This is a genomic window from Rhodoferax sp. U2-2l, assembly GCF_020594515.1.
Lineage (GTDB): Bacteria > Pseudomonadota > Gammaproteobacteria > Burkholderiales > Burkholderiaceae_C > Rhodoferax.
This window is the reverse complement of sequence record NZ_JAJCTH010000019.1, coordinates 1-15250: the sequence shown is the minus strand read 5'-3', so window position 1 is coordinate 15250 and position 15250 is coordinate 1. Positions and strand designations below refer to the sequence as shown.

Sequence of the window (15250 nt, the reverse complement as noted above, 5' to 3'; positions counted from 1 at the left end):
GCGCTTCCATTTTCAATAGCTGTTGACGCTCATGCCACAAACGCTGGAGTGAATTTTGATGCATCAAACACCACGCGTGACCATTCAGACCCAGGACTTTGATGTGGCGGCCGAGCTTGCCCTGCTTCGCGCGCAGGACGGTCGTATCGGCGCAGTCTGCAGCTTTATTGGCACCGTGCGCGAGAGGAATGCCCCCACGCTTGCCACTTCGTGTGCGGCGCTGGACGTGCCCTTGCCAGAGGCGATGTCTCTTCGTCCTGTCCAGATAAGCGCAGGCTCATCTGGAGCCGCAGGACTCAGCCCCTCAGGAGCACCGTCGCCTTGGGGCGGCCCGGCGGCGACAAATTCTGTTCTCAGCATGGAGCTGGAACACTACCCCGGCATGACCGAGAAAGCCATCGAGGCGATGATTGACGCGGCCCATGCCAGGTTTGACATCTTTGGCGCGCGCGTCATCCACCGCGTGGGGCTGTTGGCGCCGCTGGACCAGATCGTGATGGTGGCCGTCACTTCGGCACACCGTGGCGAGAGTTTTGCGGCCTGCGAATTTTTGATGGACTACCTCAAAACCCAGGCGCCGTTCTGGAAAAAAGAAGCCACCCCGGACGGCGCACACTGGGTTGATGCCCGTGTCAGCGACGACGCAGCGCTGGCCAAGTGGGGCATCAAGGCCAGCAACGCAGACATGGGCGGGTGAGCCTCTGCGTCAGTAGTTCCCCTTACCCAAATTGGCAAGCTGTTCGGGCGGCTAATCGTTAGACTTTTGCGGTACAGGGTTGGATGCCGGACTGGATTGGCAGCCTGACCTGACGGGCTTCGCGCTGGCGCGCAGTGGGCTTCAAGTACAAGCCAAAGGAGACGTCAACATGGAAAAAATCTGGTTGAACCATTACCCGAAAGGGGTGGCGGCCGAGGCGGATGTGCACGCGTTCGCCTCGCTCACACAGGTGTTGCAAAGCAGCTGCGAGCGTTTTGCCGACCTGCCGGCCTACAGCAACATGGGGGCGTCGATCAGCTATGCCCAGCTTGACCAACTGAGTCGCGATTTCGCTGCCTACCTGCAGTGTGAGCTGGGTCTGCACAAGGGTGACCGGGTGGCGATCATGAGCCCCAATCTGCTGCAGTACCCGGTGGCGCTGTTTGGCGTGCTGCGCGCCGGTCTGGTGGTGGTGAACGTCAACCCGCAGTACACGGTGCCTGAACTGGCGCACCAGCTCAAGGATTCGGGTGCGGTCGCCATTGTGGTGCTGGAGAACTTTGCCCACACCGTGCAAGCGGTGCTGGAACGCAACCCGCTGATGAGTCTGGTCGTCATCACCACCGAGGTGGGTGACTTGTTTCCGCTGGTCAAGGAGGTGATCACCAACATGGTGGTCAAGTTCGTCAAAAAGATGGTGCCGCCGTGGCAGATCGCCGATGCCGTCGAGTTCAACGCCGCCTTGCGCGACGGACGCGAACACACCCTGCAGCCTGTTGCGCTGACGCCGGACGACATCGCTTTCCTGCAATACACCGGTGGCACCACGGGGGTGGCCAAAGGTGCGGTGTTGACACATGGCAACCTGGTGGCCAACGTGCAGCAGGTGAGTGCCTGGATTGCCCAGAATTTGCGCGAAGGCCAGGAGGTGGTCGTCTGCCCCTTGCCGCTCTACCACATCTTTGCCCTGACGGCGATGCTGGTGTTCGTCAAGATGGGTGGCCACAGCGTCCTGATCACCAACCCGCGGGACATGCACGCCTTCATCCATGACCTCAAAAAGCACCCCTTCACGGCCATCATCGGGGTCAACACCTTGTACCGGGCGTTGCTGGATGCCCCTGAATTTGCCGAAGTGGACACCCGCGCCCTGAGGGTGGTCATTGCCGGTGGCATGGCGGTACAGCAGGTGGTGGCGGGGCGCTGGAAGCAAGCCACAGGCGTGCCGATCATTGAAGGTTATGGTCTGACCGAGACCTCGCCGGTGGTGATGGCCAACCCGCTGGACATCGATGCGTGGACGGGGACCGTCGGCATGCCGATCCCCTCCACCCAGGCCACCATTCTGGACGAGAGTGACAACGAACTGCCGCTCGGCGAGGTGGGTGAGATCTGCATCCGTGGGCCGCAAGTCACGCCCGGTTACTGGAACCGGCCGGATGAAACCGCCCAGGTGTTTACCCCCGACGGCTGGCTGCGCACCGGCGACATGGGCTACATGGATGAGCGCGGCTATTTCAAGATCACCGATCGCAAGAAAGACATGATCATTGTTTCGGGCTTCAAGGTGTTTCCGAACCAGATCGAAGACGCCGTGGCGCTGCACCCCGGTGTGGCCGAAGTCGCGGCCATCGGCATGTTCAGCGAGCACTCTGGCGAGGTCGTCAAGATCGTCGTGGTCAAAAAAGACCCGGCGCTGACGCAAGAAGCCTTGCTCGCGCACTGCAGGCAGCATCTGACCGACTACAAGGTGCCCAAGGTCGTCGAGTTCCGCGATGAGCCGTTGCCCAAATCCACGATCGGCAAGATTTTGCGCCGCCAGTTGCGTGCACCGACGGCACCGGCCGACCCCGAAGCGCTGCGACCGGCCACCGGGCCGTGACGGCAGGTGCGGCATTGACCGCTTGAAAGCCGGGTTGGTCACCCCATGTAAGTGGCAGTACAAAATCCATTGGAGTGTTCCATGCGTATCGAAAAATTCACCACCAAGTTCCAGGAAGCGCTGGCCGACGCGCAATCGCTGGCGCTCGCCAATGACCACGCATACATTGAGCCGGCCCACCTGCTGGTGGCCATGATCAAGCAGACCGACGGTCCCAAGGCGCTGCTGCAACGCGCCGGGGTCAACGTGCCCGGTCTGCTGTCTGCCGCCGAGGCTGCAGTCAAACGGCTGCCGCAAGTCACCGGGCAAGACCAGGTGCAGGGTGGGCCGGAGCTGGGCAAAATTTTGCAAGCTACCGAGAAAGAAGCCATCAAGCGCAATGACCAGTTTGTCGCCAGCGAGCTGTTTTTGCTGGCTTTGAGCGATGCCAAGGGCGCCTTGGGCGATGTGGCGCGGGCCAACGGCCTGACCCGCAAGAGCCTGGAGGCGGCCATTGAGGCGGTGCGCGGCGGCCAAAATGTGGACAGCGCCGATGCCGAAGACCAGCGCGAGTCGCTCAAAAAATACTGCATTGACCTGACCGAGCGCGCCCGCGCGGGCAAGCTCGACCCGGTAATTGGCCGCGACGACGAAATCCGCCGCGCCATCCAGGTGCTGCAGCGCCGCACCAAAAACAACCCGGTGTTGATTGGTGAACCCGGTGTCGGCAAGACCGCCATCGTGGAAGGCCTGGCGCAGCGCATCGTGGCCGGTGAAGTGCCAGAGTCGCTCAAGGGCAAACGTGTGCTGAGTCTGGACATGGCCTCGCTTTTGGCGGGGGCCAAGTTCCGGGGTGAATTTGAAGAGCGGCTGAAAAACGTGCTGAAAGATTTGGCCAAGGACGAAGGTCAGACCATTGTTTTTATTGACGAGTTGCACACCATGGTCGGGGCCGGGAAGGCCGAAGGCGCCATGGACGCGGGCAACATGCTCAAGCCCGCCCTGGCGCGGGGTGAGTTGCACTGCGTGGGTGCCACCACGCTGGATGAGTACCGCAAGTACATTGAAAAAGACGCTGCGCTGGAGCGACGCTTTCAGAAAATCCTGGTCGGTGAACCCTCGGTGGAGGCCACCATCGCCATCCTGCGTGGCCTGAAAGAGCGCTACGAAAAGCACCACAACGTTGAAATCACCGACCCGGCCATCGTCGCCGCTGCCGAACTCTCCAACCGTTACATCACCGACCGTTTTTTGCCGGACAAGGCGATTGACCTCATTGACGAAGCGGCCAGCAAGATCAAGATCGAGATGGATTCCAAGCCCGAGGTCATGGACAAGCTCGACCGCCGTTTGATCCAGCTGCAGATTGAGCGCGAAGCGGTGAAAAAGGAAAAGGACGAAGCCTCACGCAAGCGCCTGGACCTTATCAACGACGAAATCACCAGCCTGCAAAAAGAAATTGCCAACCTGGACGAAATCTGGAAAGCCGAGAAGGCCAGCGCCCAAGGCAGTGGCGACCTGCGCGAGCAGATCGACAAGCTCAAATTCCAGATCGAGGAACTCACCCGTAAGGGCGACTTCAACAAAGTGGCCGAGCTGCAATACGGCAAGCTGCCCGCACTTGAAAAGAGCCTGAAAGAAGCCCAGGCCAAAGAATCCAAAGGCGAGGGCACCGCGCCGCGCCTGCTGCGCACGCAAGTCGGGGCTGAAGAAATCGCTGAGGTGGTGAGCCGCGCCACCGGCATCCCGGTGAGCAAGATGATGCAAGGCGAGCGCGACAAGCTGCTGCAGATGGAAACCAAGTTGCACCAGCGCGTGGTGGGTCAGGACGAAGCCATTGGCGCGGTGGCCAACGCCATCCGCCGGTCTCGCTCAGGCTTGAGTGACCCGAACCGGCCCACCGGCAGTTTCCTGTTCCTCGGCCCGACGGGTGTTGGCAAGACCGAGCTGTGCAAGGCGTTGGCGGGCTTTTTGTTTGACAGTGAGGACCACCTGATCCGCGTCGACATGAGTGAGTTCATGGAAAAGCACAGCGTGGCCCGCCTGATTGGCGCGCCTCCGGGCTATGTGGGTTACGAAGAAGGTGGCCACCTGACCGAGGCAGTGCGCCGCAAACCCTACAGCGTGTTGTTGCTCGACGAAGTGGAGAAAGCCCACCCGGACGTGTTCAACGTGTTGCTGCAAGTGCTGGACGATGGCCGCCTGACCGACGGGCAGGGCCGTACCGTGGACTTCAAAAACACGGTGATTGTGATGACCAGCAACATTGGCTCGCAAATGATCCAGAACATGGTGGGGCAACCCTATGAGGATGTGAAAGACGCGGTGACGGATGAGCTCAAGAACCACTTCCGCCCCGAGTTTCTGAACCGCATCGATGAAACGGTGGTGTTCCACAGCCTGGATGCCAGCCACATTGCCGAGATTGCCAAGATCCAGCTTGCGGTGCTGAAAGCCCGCTTGGCGCACATGGAGCTGGGCTTTGAGGTGAGCGACGCGGCGGTGGCCGAACTGGCCAAGGTGGGGTTCGACCCGATTTTTGGGGCCCGGCCGCTGAAACGCGCGATCCAGCAGCGCATCGAGAACCCGCTCTCCAAGCTGCTGCTCGAAGGCATGTTTGCGCCGAAAGACACCATTGCGGTGGGTGTTGATCCGATCCAGGCACCCGGGCAATTCAACTTTACCCAGGGCGCAGCGGTGTAACCGGGCTGCGCCGGGGTTGTTGCCGGCTTTTTAAAAGGAAGCTTCCAGCGCTTTGGCAACAGGTGCTGGAAGTTTTGTTTTTATGAGCTGATCAGCGCTGCACCGGCGCGATTTTTCTCACTTTCCGCCAGCGCTCGCCAATGCGTAGGCGGCCGCAATCTTCCTCACACCAGGCGATCAGCACGCCGGGCTTGAGGCCGCGCAGTGCGCTGGTTTCCAGCGTCTGTTTTTTGCCTTTGGCCATGACCACGGTCAGTAGGTGGCCGTTGATGGCGGTGAGGGTGCCACTATGGATGGTTTGGCCTGGCGCGGGTGCCAAGCTGGCCAGCTTGGATGCCGGTGATTGGCGTGCTGGCACAGCAAGCTTTTTGCGTGCGGGTGCGCTGCGTTTTTTGGGCTTGGCTGGCGCGGCAGGCAGACCGCGCGGCGTGGGCACGGCGCTGGGTTCGACCAGCACCTGTTGCGCTCGGGCATAAAACTTCTTGCGCTCGTCCATGCCGTTGTAGCCGCCATTGATGGCCAGGCTGATGTATTCAACGGGTGACACGTCGATGACCTTGCCGCGGTATTTTTTCTTCAACACATCCGTGTCGGCATGGTTGGCGATGTCGTTCAGGCGGCGGGTGCGCCAGTATTCGCAGGCGCTCCACACCGCGTATTCGGGCTGCTCCAGCAACTCGGGGTTGTTGATGAAGAGGTCACGATGGCCTTTTTTGATGCCCAGTTGCAGGTAGTTGGCGCGTCCGGTGGTCTGGAAGATACCCCGGCCCTTGAACCGCACGCCGTCGCCGGGCTGGGTGTTGCCCAAATCCGCACGGCCCTCATACGCACGGCCCGAGGCGTATTCGCGCAGCGTCACAAAATGGTCTGACTCGTGGCAGGCCTGCGCCAGAAAGTGGCAAAACTCCTGCGGCGTGTCAATCTCGACCAGCTGGCACAGCTGGTTCATCCAGTGGGCCAAGTCCGCCATCAGGGGCGTGGTGCGTCCGGCGATGCTGGCCAGGTGCCGGGCGGTGAGTGTGAACGGCATGCGAACTCCTTTCCGCCTTGCGGCGCAGGTTGTCGACAGGACTTCAGGCCACGGGGGCCGGTGATTTGAACATCGGAAAAAACAGATCGTCCTCGCAATGCATGTGTTTGGCAAGCGCTGCCAAAAAAAGCCTGCCATCTGCGTCGGCGCTGTGTGGCGGCAGTCGGCTGGCGGTGCGTGCTGGACCCAAGTCCTTGTTGGGGCGCTGGGTTTGTCTCTAGAATCGAAACCCGATCACTTGCCGCCTGGCCCGCCCAGACATAGCACCATGAGCCTGGAAGAAATCAGCTTCACCGATTTGATGGCCTCGTCCATCCACGACATGAAAAATTCGGTGAATGTGCAGGTGCATGCGCTGGAGTACATCGCCAACGCAGCCAAGGCGCGGGGCGATCTGGAGGCTTTCAACAGCCTGGTGGGGGTGATTGCGCAGGCGCACCGGGTCAACGCCAACCTGATCCAGTTGCTCAGCTTGTACAAGTTCGGCAAATCCACTTACCCGCTGGACATTCAGGAACACTCGGTGGCAGAACTGATTGCCGAGGCGGTGCTGCAGCAGCGCGCGGTGCTCGACTTCAAGGGCATCAGCGTTGAGGTGGACTGTGCGGACACCTGTTATGGGTACTTTGACCGCGACCTGATGGCCGGGGTGTTGCTCAACGCGCTGAACAACGCCTGCAGCTACACCCACGACAAGATTCGCATTGCCGCCCATGTGCAAGACGGCACATTGGCACTGAGGGTGGAGGACAACGGCGTCGGTTACCCCGCCCACATGCTGCAAGGTCAGGGTGTCCAGGCCAGCAAAGGCGTCAATTTCTCCAACGGCAGCACCGGTCTGGGGTTTTATTTTTCGGCCCGGGTGGCGCAACTGCATCAAAACCATGGCCGCGTCGGCACGCTGACAATCGCCAATGGCGGCGCTTTTGGTGGCGGCTGCTTTGTGGTCACCCTGCCTTGATTTGGGGTCACTGAAAAATGGCCACGCCGCTCACCCTTCAGCAAGCCAATACCCTGATCGTTGATGATTTTCAGAGCATGCGCACCATGCTGCGCGACTTTGTCAAATCGATGGGCATGACGCGCATCGACACCGCCTGCCACGGCAAGGACGCCATCAGCCACCTGGCCGCCAGCCGCTACGACATCGTCATCTGTGACTACAACCTGGGCCCGGGTGCCAACGGCCAGCAGGTGCTGGAAGAAGCCCGCGCACGCAACCTGATCGGTGTCTCCACTATCTGGGTTATCGTCACCGCTGAAAAAACCGCCGACATGGTGATGGGCGCGGCCGAGATCAAGCCCGATGACTACCTGCTCAAACCCATCAACCAGGTGCTGCTGCAAAGCCGCCTGGAGAAGTTGATTGCCCGCAAGCAGTCGCTGGGCGCGGTGGAAAACGCCATCCGCGCCAAAGACTTTGGCGCCGCGCTGGCGCAGTGTGACTTGTTGCTGCGCATGCAGTCGGCCAGTCCGCAAGAGGTGTTGCGCATCAAGAGCGACCTGCTGCTGACGCTGGGCGACTTTGATGCCGCACGTGTCGTGTATGACACGGTGCTGGCGCAACGCAGTGTGGCCTGGGCCAAAACCGGGCTAGGCAAGGTGCTGTTTTACACCGGTGACCACGCCGGGGCGGCGGCCCTGTTTGAGCAGGTGCTGGCAGAAAACCAGATGTACATCGAGGCCGCCGACTGGCTGGCCAAAACCCATGAGACGCTGGGCGACACGGTGCGGGCGCAGCAGGTGCTGCAAGACGCCATCAAGCTCTCGCCCAACTCGCCCCTGCGGCAAAAGAAGCTGGGCGACACCGCCCTGAAAAACGGTGAGCTCGATGTGGCGCAAGCTGCGTTTGAGAAGACCATCAAGATCAGCGAATTTTCCGCCCACAAAAATCCGGCGGTGTATACCCGTCTGGCCGAGTTGCTGGTGGACAAGGGTGAGTCACAAGAGGCACTGAACGTGCTCAAGCGCAGCAAGACCGACTTCCGTTACAACGCCGCGGCGGCGCTGCAAACAGCCGCTGCCGAGAGCCGTATCTACCAGAAGCTGGGCCAGGCCGACCGAGCCCAGGCCGCGTTGGCCAGTGCCGAACAAATCGCGACCCAGTTGGGTGATAAGTTCAGCCCCGAGCTGATGATGGAGCTGGCCACGTCGCAACTGAAGCTGGGCCACACGGACAAAGCCTGCGCGTTGCTGGGCCAGGCGGTCCGCAATGACCACGAAAATGCCCAACTGTCATCTCAGATTGAAGCCATTTTTGAAGCTGAAAACCTGGCGGGCGAGGGCCAGGCGCTGATCCAGTCATCGCGCCAGGAAGTCATCGACATCAACAACCAGGGCGTGATGCTGGCCAAACAGGGTCAGTTTGAGCAGGGCGTCATCTTGTTGCGTGAAGCCGTCAAAAAGCTGCCCTCCAGCGAGGTGATGCTGGTCAACCTGTGCGGCCTGCTGATCGCCCAGATGAGCAAGGCGGGCTACAAGGAGGCGCTGGCCGCTGAGGCGCGTGAGCTGCTGGAGCGCGTGCACACCCTGAACCCCGGCAACAAGAAGTTTTACAGCTATTCGCTGGTGCTGGCGCGGCTGCAGCGGGCCTGAGCATGACGTCGGCCAGCCACACGCTTCGCACGCCCGTTTCCCTGCAGCAAGACGCCCGCATCATCGGCCTGGTTGGGCTGGCGCATGCGGCCTCGCACTTTGGCCATTTGCTGCTGCCGCCGCTGTTTCCGGTGTTCATGACCGAGTTTGGGCTGAGCTACTCCGAGCTGGGCCTCTTGATGAGCACGTTTTTTGTGGTCTCCGGCATTGGCCAGGCCTCGGCCGGCTTTGTGGTGGACAAAATTGGCGCGCGGCCGATGCTGTTTGGGGCGCTGGGCCTGTTTGTGCTGGCCTGTTTACTGGCTTCACAGGTCACGGGTTACGGCGGTCTGATGGGGGTGGCAGCCATGGCAGGCCTGGCCAACGCCACCTTTCACCCGGTGGACTTCACGATTTTGAACCAGCGGGTGTCGGCACCCCGCCTGGGCCATGCCTTCAGCGCGCACGGGCTGACTGGCAACCTGGGCTGGGCACTGGCGCCGGTGTTTTTTGCCACCTTGAGCAGTCTTTACAACTGGCGTACCGCGTATCTGGTGGCGGCGGTGATGTACCTGGCCATCATCGCGCTGTTGTGGTTCAACCGTGACCAACTCAGCACCCAGGCGGCGGTGCACCACCCGGATACGCCGGCCGAGCACAGCCTGGCGTTCATGAAGTTGCCGGTGGTGTGGTGGTGTTTTGCCTTCTTTTTGCTCTCCACCATGACCTTGGCGGTGGTGCAGAGTTTTTCGGTGTCGATTTTGAAAGCGATGCACGGTATCAGTTTTGAGTCGGCAACCTTCACCCTCACGGCCTACATGTTGTGCGGCGCCCTGGGCATGTTGGTTGGCGGTTTTGTGGCGGCGCATTCGCGCCACAGCGACCGGGTGGTGGCGATGTCGATGTCAGCCGCGGCGGTGTTGCTGGCGCTGTGTGGCACCGGTCTGTTTGGCCCGACCTGGAGCATGGTGGTGCTGGCCGCCACCGGCTTCGCGGTGGGGATTGGTGGCCCATCGCGTGACATGATGATCAAAAAAGCCACGCCCAAGGGCGCGACCGGCCGCGTGTACGGGCTGGTGTATTCGGGGCTGGACACGGGGTTTGCCATCTCGCCGCTGGTGTTTGGCGCTTTCATGGACCGCGGTTGGTACGGCGCCACGTTGATGGGTGCTGCCGCCGTGCTGCTGCTCAGCGTGGTGGCAGCGCTTGGGGTTGGCCGGCGCACTGTGGCGCGGGCCTGACCGGGCGCAGTGGCAGGAAAGATCTCCACCGACAGGCGAGGTGCGATACTTGGGGCATGCGCTCGTCTCCCCGCTCCGTTCGCGTTTTCAAGCACGTCGAACCCCTCACCATTGGCGCCCAGCTGCACCGGCATTTGCGTGGTGCCATCATCCGTGGTGAGTTTCGCCCTGGCCAGGCGCTATCTGAGTCAGAAATTTCCAAACAATATGCGACGAGTCGCCAGCCGGTGCGCGAGGCCTTCATCAAGCTGGCCGAAGAGCGGCTGGTGGCGATCCTGCCCCAGCGCGGCACGTTTGTGGTCAAGATTTCGGTGGCCGATGTGCTGGACGCCCGCTTTGTGCGTGAAGCCATTGAGGTGGCCGTGGTTCAGGAAGCCGCTACATCTGCCACACCCAGCGCCGTCAAAGACCTGCGAGATCTGATTGCGCAGCAAAAAGCCGTGGCGCATGGACGCGCCGAGGATTTTCTGGCGCTGGACGAAGAGTTTCACCGCACCATTGCGTTGTCGGTTCGCCGCGCCCATGCCTGGCGGGTGATTGAAGGCATCAAGGCGCAGATGGACCGCATCCGCTACCTCAGTCTGGACGACGCCACGCCGCTGTCTGTGCTGATTGATCAGCACACCCGCATTGTGGACAGCATTGAAGCGCGCGACCCGGTGGCCGCTGCCAACGCCATCCGCGCGCATTTACACGAGATCATTGTCTCGCTGCCCAATATCGCCGCGCAGTTTCCGGATCTTTTCGAGTCAGAGTGATCCGGTAGGGGCCACTACTGACTTACCGTCAGAAGCAGCCCGGCAGGTCGATTACCAATTCCACAAGGTGCCGTCTTCCAGGCGGGCCACCGGCAGATAGGCTGGCTCATAGGGGAATTTCTTGGCCAGCTCTTCGTCGATCTCCACCCCCAGCCCGGGTTGGTCGCCCGGGTGCATGAAGCCGTCCTGGTAGCTCCAGCCGCACTTGAACACGTCCATGGTCTGCTCGTGGTAACCCATGTACTCCTGCATGCCGAAGTTGGGCGCCCACAGGTCAAAGTGCAGGGCGGCACCCATACACACCGGTGACAGGTCAGACGGGCCGTGGCTGCCGGTGCGCACCTGGTACATGGCCGCAAAGTCCGCAATACGGCGCATGTGGGTGATGCCGCCCGAGTGGGTGATCGTCATGCGGATGTAGTCGATCAGCTGCTCTTCGATCAGCTGTTTGCAGTCCCAGATGCTGTTGAACACTTCACCCACTGCAATCGGGGTGGTGGTGTGCTGGCGGATCAGGCGGAAGGCTTCCTGGTTTTCTGCCGGTGTCGGGTCTTCCAGCCAGAACAGGCGCGAGTCTTCCACCGCCTTGCCCAGGCGAGCGGCTTCAATCGGTGTCAGGCGGTGGTGGGCGTCATGCAGCAGGTGGGTGTCAAAGCCAAACTTCTCGCGGATCGCCTCAAACAGCTTGGGCACAAAATTCAGGTACTTTTCGGTGTTCCAGACCTGTTCTTCAGGCCAGCCCTTGGTGGCGGGCTCATACGCGCCGCCTTTGGAGACGCCGTAGGTTGACTTCATGCCGGGGATGCCGCACTGGGCGCGAATCGCCTTGAAGCCTTTTTCCTGGTATTTGGCAAAGGCGTCCAGCGCTTCAGGGATGTCGCGGCCGGTGGCGTGGCTGTAGACCATCACGTGTTCGCGGGAGGCGCCACCCAGCAACTGGTAGACCGGCATGTTGGCCAGCTTGCCCTTGATGTCCCACAAGGCCATGTCCACCGCGCCGATGGCCGACATGGTGACCGGGCCACGGCGCCAGTAGGCGCCTTTGTAAAGGTATTGCCAAATATCTTCGATCTTTTGCGGGTCGCGGCCAATCAGCAGCGGGCAGACGTGGTCTTGCAGGTAGGAGGCGACCGACAACTCGCGGCCGTTCAAGGTGCCGTCGCCCAAGCCGGTCACGCCGTCATCGGTGGTGATCTTCAAGGTCACGAAATTGCGCCCCGGGCAGCACACGATCACTTGCGCAGCAATGATTTTCATCGAGAACTCCTGTTCATATCCATCGTGAGGAAAAGGTTGGTTGGGTGTCCGCTGATGGTTTGTGCCTTGGCATGGATCAGCACAAAAACGATTGCGGCCTGGCAAAAAGTATACTACCATACCAGTGCCTTTGGGGGCACCCGGGGGCTCAAAGTTCCACACAAACCATCGATCGAGGAAACACTTATGAAAAAGATCAAACTGTTGTCATTGGCGGTCGCCAATGTCCTGCTGGCCGCATCGGCCTATGCGGCAGATTTCAACCTGAACGTGAGCTCGTCCCTAACCGTGGATGACCCGATGTTCAAGGGTCTGCAGCAGTTCAAGGATAGTGTTGAAAAGAACTCGGGTGGCAAGATTTCTGTCCGTTTGTTCCCGAGCTCCCAGCTTGGTTCGGACGAAGACGTGCTTGAACAAGCGCGCTCCGGTGCCGGGGTGGCGGTGCTGGTGGACGGTGGCCGACTGGCACCGTTTGTCAAAGAGTTTGGAGTGCTTGGCGCGCCCTACCTGACACATGGTTACACCGAAATGCGCAAGGTGGTGACCTCGCCGTTGATGGATGACTGGAACCAGAAGCTGCGCGCTGCCAGTGGCCACCAGATCCTGTCGTTCAACTGGTACCAGGGTGACCGCCAGTTGTTGACCATGAAGCCGGTCAAGGTGCCTGCTGATCTGGCTGGTGTGCGTATGCGCACCCCTGGTGCGCCGGTCTGGCTGGAAACCGTTCGTGGCCTGGGTGCGACCCCCACCCCGATGCCCTGGGCAGAGGTGTATTCAGCCCTTCAGATGAAGGCCATCGACGCCGCCGAAGCACAGGCCCCTGCCACCTATGGCCAGCGTTTGTTTGAGGTGGTGAAGTACATCACCAAGACCGGCCACATCAGCCTGATCACCGGTTTGGTCGGCTCCAAGGTCTGGTTCGACAAGCTGCCCGCAGACCTGCAAAAGGTGGTCGGTGATGAAGCCCTCAAGGCTGGTGATACCGCGTCCAAAGCCACCATCGATTCCATTGGCAACTATGAAAAGCTGATGCGTGAAAAAGGGGTGCAAATTGTGGACATCGACACCAAACCCTTCATCGCCTCCACCAGCGTGGTCTATGAGAAGCTGGGCTACACCGATCTGCGCAAGCAGGTGAACGCGGTACTGGCCAAGTAAGGACGTTTTGTGGCACATCTGCTATTTAAGCTGGAGGAACGCCTGGCCATGGCGTTCTTTGCAGCCACCTCCATCTTTGTGCTGATCGGGGCTGCCACCCGGACGGCGGGTGTGCCCGTCATCTGGGCGGTGGACCTGGCCCAACTCAGTTTTGCCTGGGCGTGTGTGCTGGGTGCCGATCTGGCGCTCAAGAAAAACACCCACATCGAAATCGACATCCTGACCCGCAAGTTTCCGCGTTCGGTCAGGAAGGTGCTGGCCATTACCTGGTTGTTCGCCATCACCTTTTTCCTGTGTTTCCTGGTCTGGTACGGCACCAAGCTCACGCTGCAAAACGTGGAACGTGTGCTGGGTGACGTCGGTATCAGCTACAGCTGGGTCACCGCGTGTATCCCGGTCGGTTCATTCCTGATGCTGGCCACCGCTGTCACACGTTTGTGGCGTGGTTTGACCGGGCGCGAGGTTCTTTCACTTGAAGGTCATGACGGGACGGCGATATGAGCGGCATCCTTACTCTTCTCTTTTTGGTGCTGATGTTCCTCGGCATGCCGGTGGCGTTTGCGATTGGCATCTCGGCCGTGATGTTCTACATTTTTGGCCCGGTTCCACCTGAGATTGCGATCCAGAAGATTGCCACCGCAACGCAGTCCTTTCCGCTGCTGGCGGTGCCACTGTTTGTGTTTGCCGGGCATTTGATGAACGCTTCGGGCATCACCAGCCGTTTGATCTCCTTGTCAACCGTGCTCACGGGCTGGATGCGGGGTGGCCTGGCGCAGGTCGCCATCATGCTCAGCGCCTTGATGGGTGGGGTGTCGGGTTCGGCCGTGGCCGACGCCGCGATGGAGGCCCGCATTCTGGGCCCGGACATGATCAAACGGGGCTACACCCGTGGCTACACCAGCGCGGTGATCGCGGTGGGTTCACTGATCACCGCCACCATTCCGCCCAGCATCGGGCTGATCCTCTACGGCTTCATGGGCAATGTATCGATCGGCCGCCTGTTTGTCGGCGGTATCGTGCCAGGTGTGTTGATGACCATTGTGCTGATGAGTGTGGCTTACATCGTGGCACGGCGCCGTGGTTACACCGCCGAGCTCGCCAAACCCCCGACCTTCAAAGAGATTGCGATACGCATGTGGGAATGCAAATGGGCGCTGATGTTCCCAATTCTGCTGATTGTGGGGATCCGTTACGGGATATTCACCCCCTCGGAGGCGGGTGCATTTGCGGTGGCCTACGCGATTTTTGTGGGTATGGTGATCTACCGTGAACTGTCACTTGACGCACTGCTCAACGCGCTGCGCCATGCAGTGTCTGACATCGGCATGATCATGCTGATCATCATGTTCTCCTCGATGATTGGTTACATGATCACGCTCGAAGGCGTGCCACAGGATGCGGCTTCTTTCTTGGTGGGTATCACTGAGAACCCGATTGCTTTGATGCTGCTGTTGATCACCTTCATCATCTTGTTGGGTATGTTCCTGGAGTCCACCGTCATTGTGTTGCTGCTGACGCCGATCCTGATGCCCATCATCCAGCGTGTGGGCATTGACCCGGTGCATTTTGGTCTGGTGATGATGACCTGCGTCACGCTGGGTGGCATGACACCGCCCGTGGGTGTGGCGATGTTCACCGTCTGCGGCATTCTCAAATGCCCGATGGACGAGTACATCAAGGAAGCCATGCCCTTGTTGGCTGCTGTGATCGGTTTGGTGATCCTCATGATTGTGTGGCCGACCAGCGTGTTGTTCCTGCCGAATCTGGTGTTCGGGGCGGGTTAGCGAGGTGTTCAAGTCGCCCGGGGTGGCGACTTGGTCAGTTCAAGGGGTTCCTTGCAACCCACTGACCCGTCCTGAATTGCGTTGACACTCAGAACGGTTGAAAAGTGCCGGGGTTAACCGGCGATAGACGCCCGATGCACCACATCGGGCGTTTGCATTTTCAGCGATAAATGCGGTCGTTCCGTGT

At 60.4% G+C, this 15250-nt stretch carries 12 protein-coding genes; 10 read left to right on the top strand and 2 right to left on the bottom strand.

Annotation, left to right across the window (positions count from 1 at the left end; translation table 11 throughout):
* Nucleotides 1-58: 58 nt before the first annotated feature.
* The 3 genes from LHU53_RS16495 (at nucleotide 59) to clpB (ending at nucleotide 5261) form a co-directional block, all read left to right on the top strand.
* Nucleotides 59-697 (top strand): molybdenum cofactor biosynthesis protein MoaE, encoded by a 639-nt coding sequence (locus LHU53_RS16495; RefSeq protein WP_227333889.1) that lies wholly within the window; start codon nucleotides 59-61, stop codon nucleotides 695-697.
* 169 nt (nucleotides 698-866) lie between these two features.
* Nucleotides 867-2579, top strand: a complete 1713-nt coding sequence (locus LHU53_RS16490) for an AMP-binding protein (RefSeq protein ID WP_227333888.1) — start codon at nucleotides 867-869, stop codon at nucleotides 2577-2579.
* Between the two features lie 81 nt (nucleotides 2580-2660).
* A complete protein-coding gene (gene clpB, locus LHU53_RS16485) occupies nucleotides 2661-5261 on the top strand; it encodes an ATP-dependent chaperone ClpB (RefSeq protein WP_227333887.1) in 2601 nt (866 codons plus the stop codon).
* A 91-nt stretch (nucleotides 5262-5352) separates the two neighbouring features.
* Here clpB and LHU53_RS16480 read toward each other — a convergent pair whose 3' ends face one another.
* Nucleotides 5353-6291 carry a hypothetical protein gene (locus LHU53_RS16480; RefSeq protein WP_227333886.1) on the bottom strand — a complete coding sequence of 313 codons (939 nt, stop codon included), beginning with the start codon at nucleotides 6289-6291 and terminating at the stop codon, nucleotides 5353-5355.
* A gap of 268 nt (nucleotides 6292-6559) precedes the next feature.
* On the opposite strand from LHU53_RS16480, the gene LHU53_RS16475 reads away from it, so the two are divergent.
* Genes LHU53_RS16475 through LHU53_RS16460 form a run of 4 tightly spaced genes read left to right on the top strand, consistent with a single transcriptional unit; the run spans nucleotide 6560 to nucleotide 10864 of the window.
* On the top strand, nucleotides 6560-7252 hold the full coding sequence (locus tag LHU53_RS16475; RefSeq protein ID WP_227333885.1) for a sensor histidine kinase KdpD: 693 nt from the start codon (nucleotides 6560-6562) through the stop codon (nucleotides 7250-7252).
* A gap of 17 nt (nucleotides 7253-7269) precedes the next feature.
* Complete coding sequence (locus LHU53_RS16470; RefSeq protein WP_227333884.1) at nucleotides 7270-8886, top strand: tetratricopeptide repeat-containing response regulator; 1617 nt, start codon at nucleotides 7270-7272, stop codon at nucleotides 8884-8886.
* 2 nt (nucleotides 8887-8888) lie between these two features.
* Nucleotides 8889-10106: an MFS transporter gene (locus tag LHU53_RS16465; protein ID WP_227333883.1), complete on the top strand. Its 1218-nt coding sequence runs from the start codon at nucleotides 8889-8891 to the stop codon at nucleotides 10104-10106.
* A gap of 56 nt (nucleotides 10107-10162) precedes the next feature.
* Nucleotides 10163-10864, top strand: coding sequence for a GntR family transcriptional regulator (locus tag LHU53_RS16460; protein ID WP_227333882.1), 702 nt, complete (start codon nucleotides 10163-10165; stop codon nucleotides 10862-10864).
* Between the two features lie 51 nt (nucleotides 10865-10915).
* Here the strand turns inward: LHU53_RS16460 and manD are convergent, their stop codons facing one another.
* On the bottom strand, nucleotides 10916-12121 hold the full coding sequence (gene manD, locus LHU53_RS16455) for a D-mannonate dehydratase ManD (protein WP_227333881.1): 1206 nt from the start codon (nucleotides 12119-12121) through the stop codon (nucleotides 10916-10918).
* Nucleotides 12122-12307: 186 nt separating this feature from the next.
* Here manD and LHU53_RS16450 point away from each other — a divergent pair, with 186 nt between their 5' ends.
* From LHU53_RS16450 to LHU53_RS16440, 3 genes are read left to right on the top strand one after another with little or no spacing between them, the layout of a single operon-like run.
* On the top strand, nucleotides 12308-13279 hold the full coding sequence (locus tag LHU53_RS16450; protein WP_227333880.1) for a C4-dicarboxylate TRAP transporter substrate-binding protein: 972 nt from the start codon (nucleotides 12308-12310) through the stop codon (nucleotides 13277-13279).
* A gap of 9 nt (nucleotides 13280-13288) precedes the next feature.
* The gene (locus tag LHU53_RS16445) at nucleotides 13289-13780 is read left to right on the top strand and encodes a TRAP transporter small permease (RefSeq protein ID WP_227333879.1); all 492 of its coding nucleotides are present in this window, start codon (nucleotides 13289-13291) and stop codon (nucleotides 13778-13780) included.
* Nucleotides 13777-15063 (top strand): TRAP transporter large permease, encoded by a 1287-nt coding sequence (locus tag LHU53_RS16440; RefSeq protein WP_227333878.1) that lies wholly within the window; start codon nucleotides 13777-13779, stop codon nucleotides 15061-15063. Before LHU53_RS16445 ends, LHU53_RS16440 begins: the two co-directional genes overlap by 4 nt.
* Nucleotides 15064-15250 lie beyond the last annotated feature (187 nt).